Origin of the sequence: Actinotalea ferrariae (genome assembly GCF_019733465.1) — a bacterium.
GTDB lineage: Bacteria > Actinomycetota > Actinomycetes > Actinomycetales > Cellulomonadaceae > Actinotalea > Actinotalea ferrariae_A.
Map to the genome: position 1 here is coordinate 1 of NZ_JACVQL010000094.1, position 7,323 is coordinate 7,323.

Here is a 7,323-nt window from a genome sequence, read left to right on the forward strand (position 1 = left end):
TCGTCGACGGCTGGCGCAGGCCGGCCGAGACGACGGCGATCCGGCGGGTCATCGCGTCACCTCCCGCGTGGACGGTCGCGTCGCGACCGCCGCCGGCCGCCGCGACCCGCGCCGCGTGCGTCGGCGCGTCCGGCACGTGCGCGGGCCGGCCCACGGCGAGCTCCTTGCGGAGCACGGGGACGACCTCGCCGCCGAGGATCTCGAGCTGCTCGAGCACGGTGGACAGGGGGAGGCCGGCGTGGTCGATGAGGAAGAGCTGGCGCTGGTAGTCGCCCACGTGGTCGCGCATCGCGGCGTAGCGGTCGATCACCTCCTGCGGGCTGCCGACCGTGAGCGGCGTCTGCTCGGTGAACTCCTCCATCGTCGGGCCGTGGCCGTAGACGGGGGCGTTGTCGAAGTAGGGCCGGAACTCGCGCTTGGCGTCCTGGCTGCTGGGCCGCATGAAGACCTGCCCGCCGAGCCCGACGATCGCCTGGTCCGCGGAGCCGTGCCCGTAGTGCTCGAACCGCTGGCGGTAGAGCTGGACCATCTGCTTCGTGTGGGAGATGGGCCAGAAGATGTTGTTGTGGAAGAAGCCGTCGCCGTAGTACGCGGCCTGCTCGGCGATCTGCGGCGACCGGATCGAGCCGTGCCAGACGAACGGCGGCACACCGTCGAGCGGGCGCGGCGTCGAGGTGAACGACTGCAGCGGCGTCCGGAAGCGGCCCTCCCAGTCGACGACGTCCTCGCGCCACAGGCGGTGCAGCAGCGCGTAGTTCTCGACCGCGAGCGGGATGCCGTTGCGGATGTCCTGACCGAACCACGGGTACACGGGGCCGGTGTTGCCGCGGCCCATCATGAGGTCCACCCGGCCGCCCGCGAGGTGCTGCAGCATCGCGTAGTCCTCGGCGATCTTCACCGGGTCGTTCGTCGTGATGAGCGTGGTCGCGGTCGAGAGGAGCAGCCGCTCCGTCTGCGCCGCGACGTACGCGAGCGTCGTCGTCGGCGAGGAGGAGAAGAACGGCGGGTTGTGGTGCTCGCCGAGGGCGAAGACGTCGAGGCCGACCTCCTCGGCCTTCCGGGCGATCGCGAGGACGGCCTGGAGCCGCTGGGCCTCGCTGGGCGTGCGGCCGGTGGTCGGGTCGGTCGTGATGTCGCTGACCGTGAAGATGCCGAACTGCATCTGCGGGTCCTGCGGTCGTGGCGTCGACATGTCTGCTCCTGCCCTCGGTTGTTCAATGTTCAACCATTCACCGGCAGAACCGCAAGGGCGCGACTGCTATTCCATCGTGGCCCGCGGCGCGGGACCCCGCAGGTCGGCGTCGGTCAGTCGCCGTCGGTGGAGCGAGCGGGGCCGGTGCTCGCCCGCTCCACCCAGCGCGCGACGGGCGACCAGCGCTCCTGCGCGGGAAGGCCGTCGAGGAGGTCGAGCACGGCGCGGGCGACGATGCAGCCGTACTCGTGCACGTCGACCGCCATGACCGTCAGCGGCGGGTTCGCGAGGCGGCACAGCGTGGAGTCGTCCCACGCGACGACGCTGAGCTGCGACGGCACGTCGACACCAGCCTGCGCGGCCGCGCCCAGGCCGCCGAGGGCCATGACGTCGTTGTCGTAGAGGACGGCCGTCGGCGGGTCCTGGGCCTCGAGCAGCTGCCGCGTGAGCTCGACGCCCGCGCGCTCGGTGTAGTCGCCCTCGACGACCGTCGCGGTCATGTCGTGCTGCGCAGCCGCCGCCAGGAGGGTCCGGGTGCGGTGCTGGGTGTGCAGGAGCCCCGAGGGGCCCGTGACGCGGGCGACACGTCGGTGCCCGAGGCCGGCGAGCCGCTCGACGGCCTCCTCGACGGGACCGCTGTGGTCGGTCCGGACGACGGGGAACCGGCCGGGAGCGCGACCCTCGTGGGCGCCGACGACGACGGCGGACGTCCCGAGGTCGGCGAGCAGCGCCGGCCGTGGGTCGTCCTCGACGAGGTTGAGCACGACGACCGCGTCCGCGACGGCGCCCGCCGCCCACCGCCGGTAGGTCGCGAGCTCCTCCTCGGCCGTGGCCACCACGTGCAGGAGGATCGACAGGTCGCGCTCGACGAAGGTCTCCTCGAGCCCCGCGATGAGCTCCATGAAGAACGGCTCGACCGCGAGCAGCCGTGTCGGCCGGGCCAGGACGAGGCCGATCGCACCAGATGCCACGGACGCAGGGTAGTCGCGACTACCCTGCTCCCGGCGCGGCCTCCGAGGACCCGCCGGGACGGAGGAGCCGTGGTCGGCGCAGCACGTGCCCTGCCGCACGTGAGCACCCAGGCCGCGGTCATCGACGTCATCCGCGCCGCGGGCACCATCAGCCGGGCGGGCCTCATCGAGGAGACCGGCCTCACGGGCGCGACCATCTCGACGCTCGTGCGCGGCCTCATCGACCAGGGCCTCGTGGTCGAGACCGGGCGGGCCGAGTCGACGGGCGGCAAGCCCCGCGTCCTCCTGCAGCTCGAGCCCACCGCGCGCTACGCCGTCGGCGTCCACCTGGACCACGCGGGGATCGTCTACGTCGTCACGACGCTCGCGGGCGGCGTCGTCGCCCAGATGTCCCGCGCCGGCGTCGGTGTCGACGACCCGCCCGTCGTCGTCGAGCGGATGGCGCGCGAGGTCGCGGCCCTGCTCGCGAGCGCGGGGGTGGACCCGGCGCGTGTGAGCGGCCTGGGCCTCGTCGCACCCGGACCGCTCGCGCCGCACAGCGGCATGCGGCTGACGCCGCCGTCGATGCGTCAGTGGGAGGACTTCCCGCTCGACGGCGCGCTCGAGGACGCCGTCGGCGTGCCGGTGCTGCTCGACAACGACGCGACGGCCGCCGCGCTCGGCGAGCACTGGTCGGGCCGTGCGGGCGCGCGCGCGACGTTCGCGACGGTCTACATGGGCACGGGCATCGGTGCCGGGCTCATCGTCAACGGCGGCGCGTACGTCGGGGTGAGCGGCAACGCGGGCGAGATCGGTCACGTATGCCTGGACCTCGAGGGGCCGGAGTGCTGGTGCGGCGCTCGGGGCTGCACCGAGGCGATCGCCGGGCCGGCGGCCGTCGTCGCGGCCGCCCGGGCGGACCGCTCGGTCGCTCGGGCCGCCGGGCTGGACCGGCGCTCGACGTCGGCCCTCACGTCCACGGGTGCCCAGTTCGCGGCGGTGACCCGGGCCGCCCTGCGCGGGCACGACGGCGCCCGCGCGCTGCTCGACCGGTCCGCGCGGTACGTCGCCGTCGCGACCCGCACGCTCGCGAACGTCATGGACCTCGACCTCGTGGTCCTCACCGGGCCCGGGTTCGCGCTCGCGGGGTCGGTCTACCTCCCGGTGATGCAGGCGGAGCTGGACCGGTTCTTCTTCTCGCGCTCGACCCACGGCGTCGAGGTCCGCCTCTCCCCCGTCGCGACGACCGCGGCGGCGATCGGTGCGGCCGCGATGGCGCTGCAGTCGGAGCTGGTGCCGCAGCGCGGCACCCTGCGGCTGCCCGACCGCGGCGAGCAGCACGCGGCGACGACCCGCTAGGTCAGGTGCCGGCGCAGCCAGGCCGTCGCCGACCCCTGCATCGCGGGGCCGAACCAGTGGGGGCCGTCGTGCTCCTCGCCGGTGTGCGCGTCGGCCGCGCCGGCCGCCGCGTACGCCGAGGCCAGGCGCTCGTGGGCGGCGCGCGCTCCCTCGACCGGGAACAGCGGGTCGTCGCGTGTCCACTGGACCAGCAGCGGCGCCGGCGCGCCGCTCGCGGCGACGTCAGGCCAGTCGACCGTGCCCGCGAGCCCCTCGGGGAACAGCATCCACGTGTGGTCGACGACGCTGTGGTCGAGCAGCGCCTCGTAGGTGCTCATCATGCCGACGACGACCGTCGCGTCGACGTCGGCCGTGGCGCGGAGGAGGACGGACCGCGCGCCGCCGCCCGAGAGGCCGACCGACCCCACGGCACCGACGTCGGGCCGCGCGCGCAGCACGGCGAGCGCGAGCCGGTCCTCGCGCGCGACCTGCGCCGCGAAGGTCGTGCCCAGCAGCCGGCAGTACTTCTCGACGAGGTGCTCGTGGTGCCAGGCCGCGGCGTTGAGCAGCGCGACGTCGGGCGGGACGTCACCCGGGACGTCGTCGGGCGACGACGACGCGGACGTCGCACGGCCCGCGGCGGCGAGGCGGTCGGGCATCTCGTCGAGCTCGAAGCGGCGGCTGCCCCACGTGAACGTGTCGTGCACGAGGACCGTGAAGCCCGCGCGGGCCAGGTCGTCGGCGATCGCGCGGCCGCCGTACAGGCCGCGGCGCAGCGCCTCGACAACGGGTGCCGGACCGTCCGGGCCGTCGGCCACCTTCTCCTTGCCGAGGGCCTTGAAGCCGTCGTGCCCGTGCAGCGCGAGCACACCCGGCAGCGGACCGTCCACGCCGGCCGGCCGCAGGAGCCACGCCTCGGTCCGCGGCCCGAAGCCCGCGGACCAGCTCACCTCCTGGCCGACGACGCCGTCCCGCTCCCACGTGCGTCCGGTGCGGACGTCCGCGGCTGCCTCGTCGGCGGGGTCGGCCGGGACGTCGAGCGCCTCGTGCACCAGCCGGCGCAGCTCGGCGGCCGGACGCACGACGGCGCGCCGGGCGGGCGCCGGTGACCGTGCGACCCAGTCGCTGAAGCGGCCGAGGTGCGCGTAGGCGGGCGCGTCCGCACCGGTCCCCCGCGGCTCGATCGCCACGGCTCAGCCCACGCGGAACCGCTCGACCAGCCGGTCGAGCAGGGCGTCGAGCCGCGCGTCCACCGTCCGGCGCGCCGGGTCCTCGTCGTACCAGGCCACGATCTCGCGTGCGCCCTGCTCGAACGTGATGGTCGGGCGGAAGTCCGGCACGACGGCTCGGAGCTTCGTGGTGTCGAAGACCATCGAGTGCGCCTTGTCGCCGAGCAGCCCGGCGCCCCACTCGGGGTCCTCGGCCGCGATGACGTCGGACGGCACGTGCACGATGCGCGCCGTCGTCCCGGCCGCCGCGGCGAGCGTGTGGGTGATCTGGTCCCACGTCAGGACGTCGTCGGACGTGATGTGGAACGCCTCGCCGACGGTGCGGGGGTGCGCGAGCAGGGGCACGAGGCCGCGCGCGAAGTCCGCGTGGTGGGTGAGCGTCCAGAGCGAGGTGCCGTCGCCGTGGACCACGACCTCCTTGCCCTGGCGCATGCGCTCGAGCTGCGTCCAGCCGCCGTCGAGCGGGATGAGCGTCCGGTCGTAGGTGTGCGACGGCCGCACGACCGTCGCGGGGAACGCGTCGTCGCGGTAGGCGCGCACGAGCAGGTCCTCGCACGCGATCTTGTTGCGCGAGTACTGCCAGAACGGGTTGCGCAGCGGCGTCGACTCGACCACGGGGATCCGCGCGGGCGGCGTCTGGTACGCCGAGGCCGAGGAGATGAACACGTACTGGCCGGTGCGACCGGTGAACAGGTCGATGTCGGTCTGCACGTGCTCCGGGGTGAACGCGACCCAGTCGACGACGGCGTCGAACTCGAGGTCGCCGAGCGCCTCGCGCACCGACGCGGGGTCGCGGATGTCGGCCCGGTGCCGCGTGACGCCCTCGGGCAGCGGGCGGGTGCTGCTCTCGCCGCGGTTGAGGACGTGCAGGTCCAGCCCCCGCTCGACGGCGAGCCGGGTGCTGGCGGAGCTGATGATGCCGCTGCCGCCGATGAACAGGACGCGGGTTGCAGTCATGGACGCACGGTAGTCCGAATCGTTTCGAACCCGCCACGGCAGGGCGCGCGCCCGACCACGGGCACGACACTGGGCGCATGACGCGCATCCAGCTGCTCGAGGTGCCCTACGACTCCGGGCACCGGGACGCCCGCCACGGTGCCGGACCGTCCGCCCTCCTGCGCGGCGGCGCGGCCGAGCGCCTCGCCCGCTCGGAGGCGACGGTCGACGTCGTGCCGGTGGACCTCGACGACGGCTTCACGACGGAGGTCGGCGGCGGGGTCGAGGTGATGCGCCGGGTCGCGCGGGCCGTCGCAGGTGCTGAGGGCGCCGAGGGTGCGGAGGGCACGGCCACGGTCGTCCTCGCCGGGAACTGCGGCGCGACCGTCGGCGTCATGGCGGCGCACGCGGGTGCGGGGCGCCGGGTGGGCGTGCTGTGGCTCGACGCCCACGGCGACCTGCAGACGCCCGAGACCACGTCGAGCGGCTTCTTCGACGGCACGGGGCTCGCCCTCCTCACGGGGCGCTGCTGGCGCGGGCTCGCCGCGACGATCCCGGGCTTCGCCCCGCTGCCGGACGAGGCGGCCGTGCTCGTCGGCGGCCACGACCTCGACCCGGTGGAGGAGGAGCTCCTCGCGTCGTCCGCGCTCACCTGGCTGTCGCCCGCCCGGCTCCGCTCCGGGGAGGGCGCCCTCCACGACGTCGTCGCGGGGCTCGCCGATCACGTCGACGCGCTGCACGTCCACGTCGACCTCGACGTGCTCGACACGTCGGTCGGGCGCGCGAACGGCTACGCGACGGCCGGTGGGCTCGGGGTCGACGAGCTGCGCGCCGTGCTCCGCGCCGCCGGGGACCACCAGCCCGTCGTCTCGGCGACGCTCGCCTCGTGGGACCCGGCGCTCGACGTCGACGGACGCGTGCTCGAGGTCGCCCTCGGCCTGCTCGAGGACGTGGGGACGATGCTGGCGGCGCCCCTCGCCGCGACGCGGCCCGCGTAGCCTGACGCCCGTGCCACCAGCCGACGCCGCCCCGCCGCGCTCGTTCCGGGTCGCCATCGCGCCGGGCGTGAGCGTGAGCAAGTGGGCGCGCGTCTGGGCGGAGCGCCGGCCCGACGTCGCGCTCGAGGTCGTCCCGCTCGACGACGGGCACGTCGCGGCCCTGCACGCCGACGCCGTCGACGTCGCCTTCGTGCGGCTGCCCGTCGAGACCGAGGGGCTGCACGTCATCCCGCTGTGGAGCGAGGTCGCCGTCGTCGTCGTGCCGAAGGACCACCCGGTCGCGCTGTACGACGAGGTCGAGGTGGCCGAGCTCGTCGACGAGGACCTCGTGCAGGACCCGGACGAGGTCCCGGCGTGGCGCGACGCCGCCGCGGCCGCGCGGACTGCGCCGCTGCGTCCCCCGCCCGAGGCCGCGACGACCGCCGACGCGGTCGAGCTCGTCGCCGCGGGACTCGGGGTGCTCGTCGTGCCCATGTCGGTCGCGCGCCTGCACCACCGGCGCGACGTCGTGCACCGGCCCGTGGTCGACGTCCCGCACACGCGCATCGCGCTCGCATGGCCGGCCGAGCGCACCACCGACCTCGTCGAGGACTGGGTCGGGATCGTCCGCGGCCGGACGGCCCGCAGCTCACGCGGCGGGGGCGACGCCCGCCCCGACGACGACGCGCCCGGGGACGCAG

7 protein-coding genes are annotated in these 7,323 nt (G+C 75.1%); 3 read left to right on the top strand and 4 right to left on the bottom strand.

Annotated elements, in window-relative coordinates:
- Both ICW40_RS08380 and ICW40_RS08385 read right to left on the bottom strand, forming a co-directional pair.
- A partial coding sequence (locus tag ICW40_RS08380) for an LLM class flavin-dependent oxidoreductase (protein WP_221653386.1) occupies positions 1-1,162 on the bottom strand: 1,162 nt, incomplete at its 3' end.
- Positions 1,163-1,305: 143 nt separating this feature from the next.
- A complete protein-coding gene (locus tag ICW40_RS08385) occupies positions 1,306-2,163 on the bottom strand; it encodes a LacI family DNA-binding transcriptional regulator (RefSeq protein ID WP_221653380.1) in 858 nt (285 codons plus the stop codon).
- 99 nt (positions 2,164-2,262) lie between these two features.
- On the opposite strand from ICW40_RS08385, the gene ICW40_RS08390 reads away from it, so the two are divergent.
- A complete protein-coding gene (locus ICW40_RS08390) occupies positions 2,263-3,501 on the top strand; it encodes an ROK family transcriptional regulator (RefSeq protein ID WP_308121710.1) in 1,239 nt (412 codons plus the stop codon).
- On the opposite strand, the gene ICW40_RS08395 is transcribed toward ICW40_RS08390, so the two are convergent.
- Positions 3,498-4,670 carry an acetylesterase gene (locus tag ICW40_RS08395; protein ID WP_221653382.1) on the bottom strand — a complete coding sequence of 391 codons (1,173 nt, stop codon included), beginning with the start codon at positions 4,668-4,670 and terminating at the stop codon, positions 3,498-3,500. The genes ICW40_RS08390 and ICW40_RS08395 overlap by 4 nt on opposite strands.
- 3 nt (positions 4,671-4,673) lie before the next feature.
- Positions 4,674-5,666: an NAD-dependent epimerase/dehydratase family protein gene (locus ICW40_RS08400; protein ID WP_221653383.1), complete on the bottom strand. Its 993-nt coding sequence runs from the start codon at positions 5,664-5,666 to the stop codon at positions 4,674-4,676.
- Between the two features lie 77 nt (positions 5,667-5,743).
- Here ICW40_RS08400 and ICW40_RS08405 point away from each other — a divergent pair, with 77 nt between their 5' ends.
- Positions 5,744-6,643 (top strand): arginase family protein, encoded by a 900-nt coding sequence (locus ICW40_RS08405; protein ID WP_221653384.1) that lies wholly within the window; start codon positions 5,744-5,746, stop codon positions 6,641-6,643.
- A gap of 10 nt (positions 6,644-6,653) precedes the next feature.
- Positions 6,654-7,323: LysR family substrate-binding domain-containing protein (locus ICW40_RS08410; protein WP_221653385.1), on the top strand; the 670-nt coding region annotated here is incomplete at its 3' end.

What these genes read in the sequence shown, in the direction of transcription:
- ICW40_RS08400 (WP_221653383.1), bottom strand. Translation starts at nt 5,666, where the DNA reads ATGACTGCAACCCGCGTCCTGTTCATCGGCGGCAGCGGCATCATCAGC.
- ICW40_RS08405 (WP_221653384.1), top strand. Translation starts at nt 5,744, where the DNA reads ATGACGCGCATCCAGCTGCTCGAGGTGCCCTACGACTCCGGGCACCGG.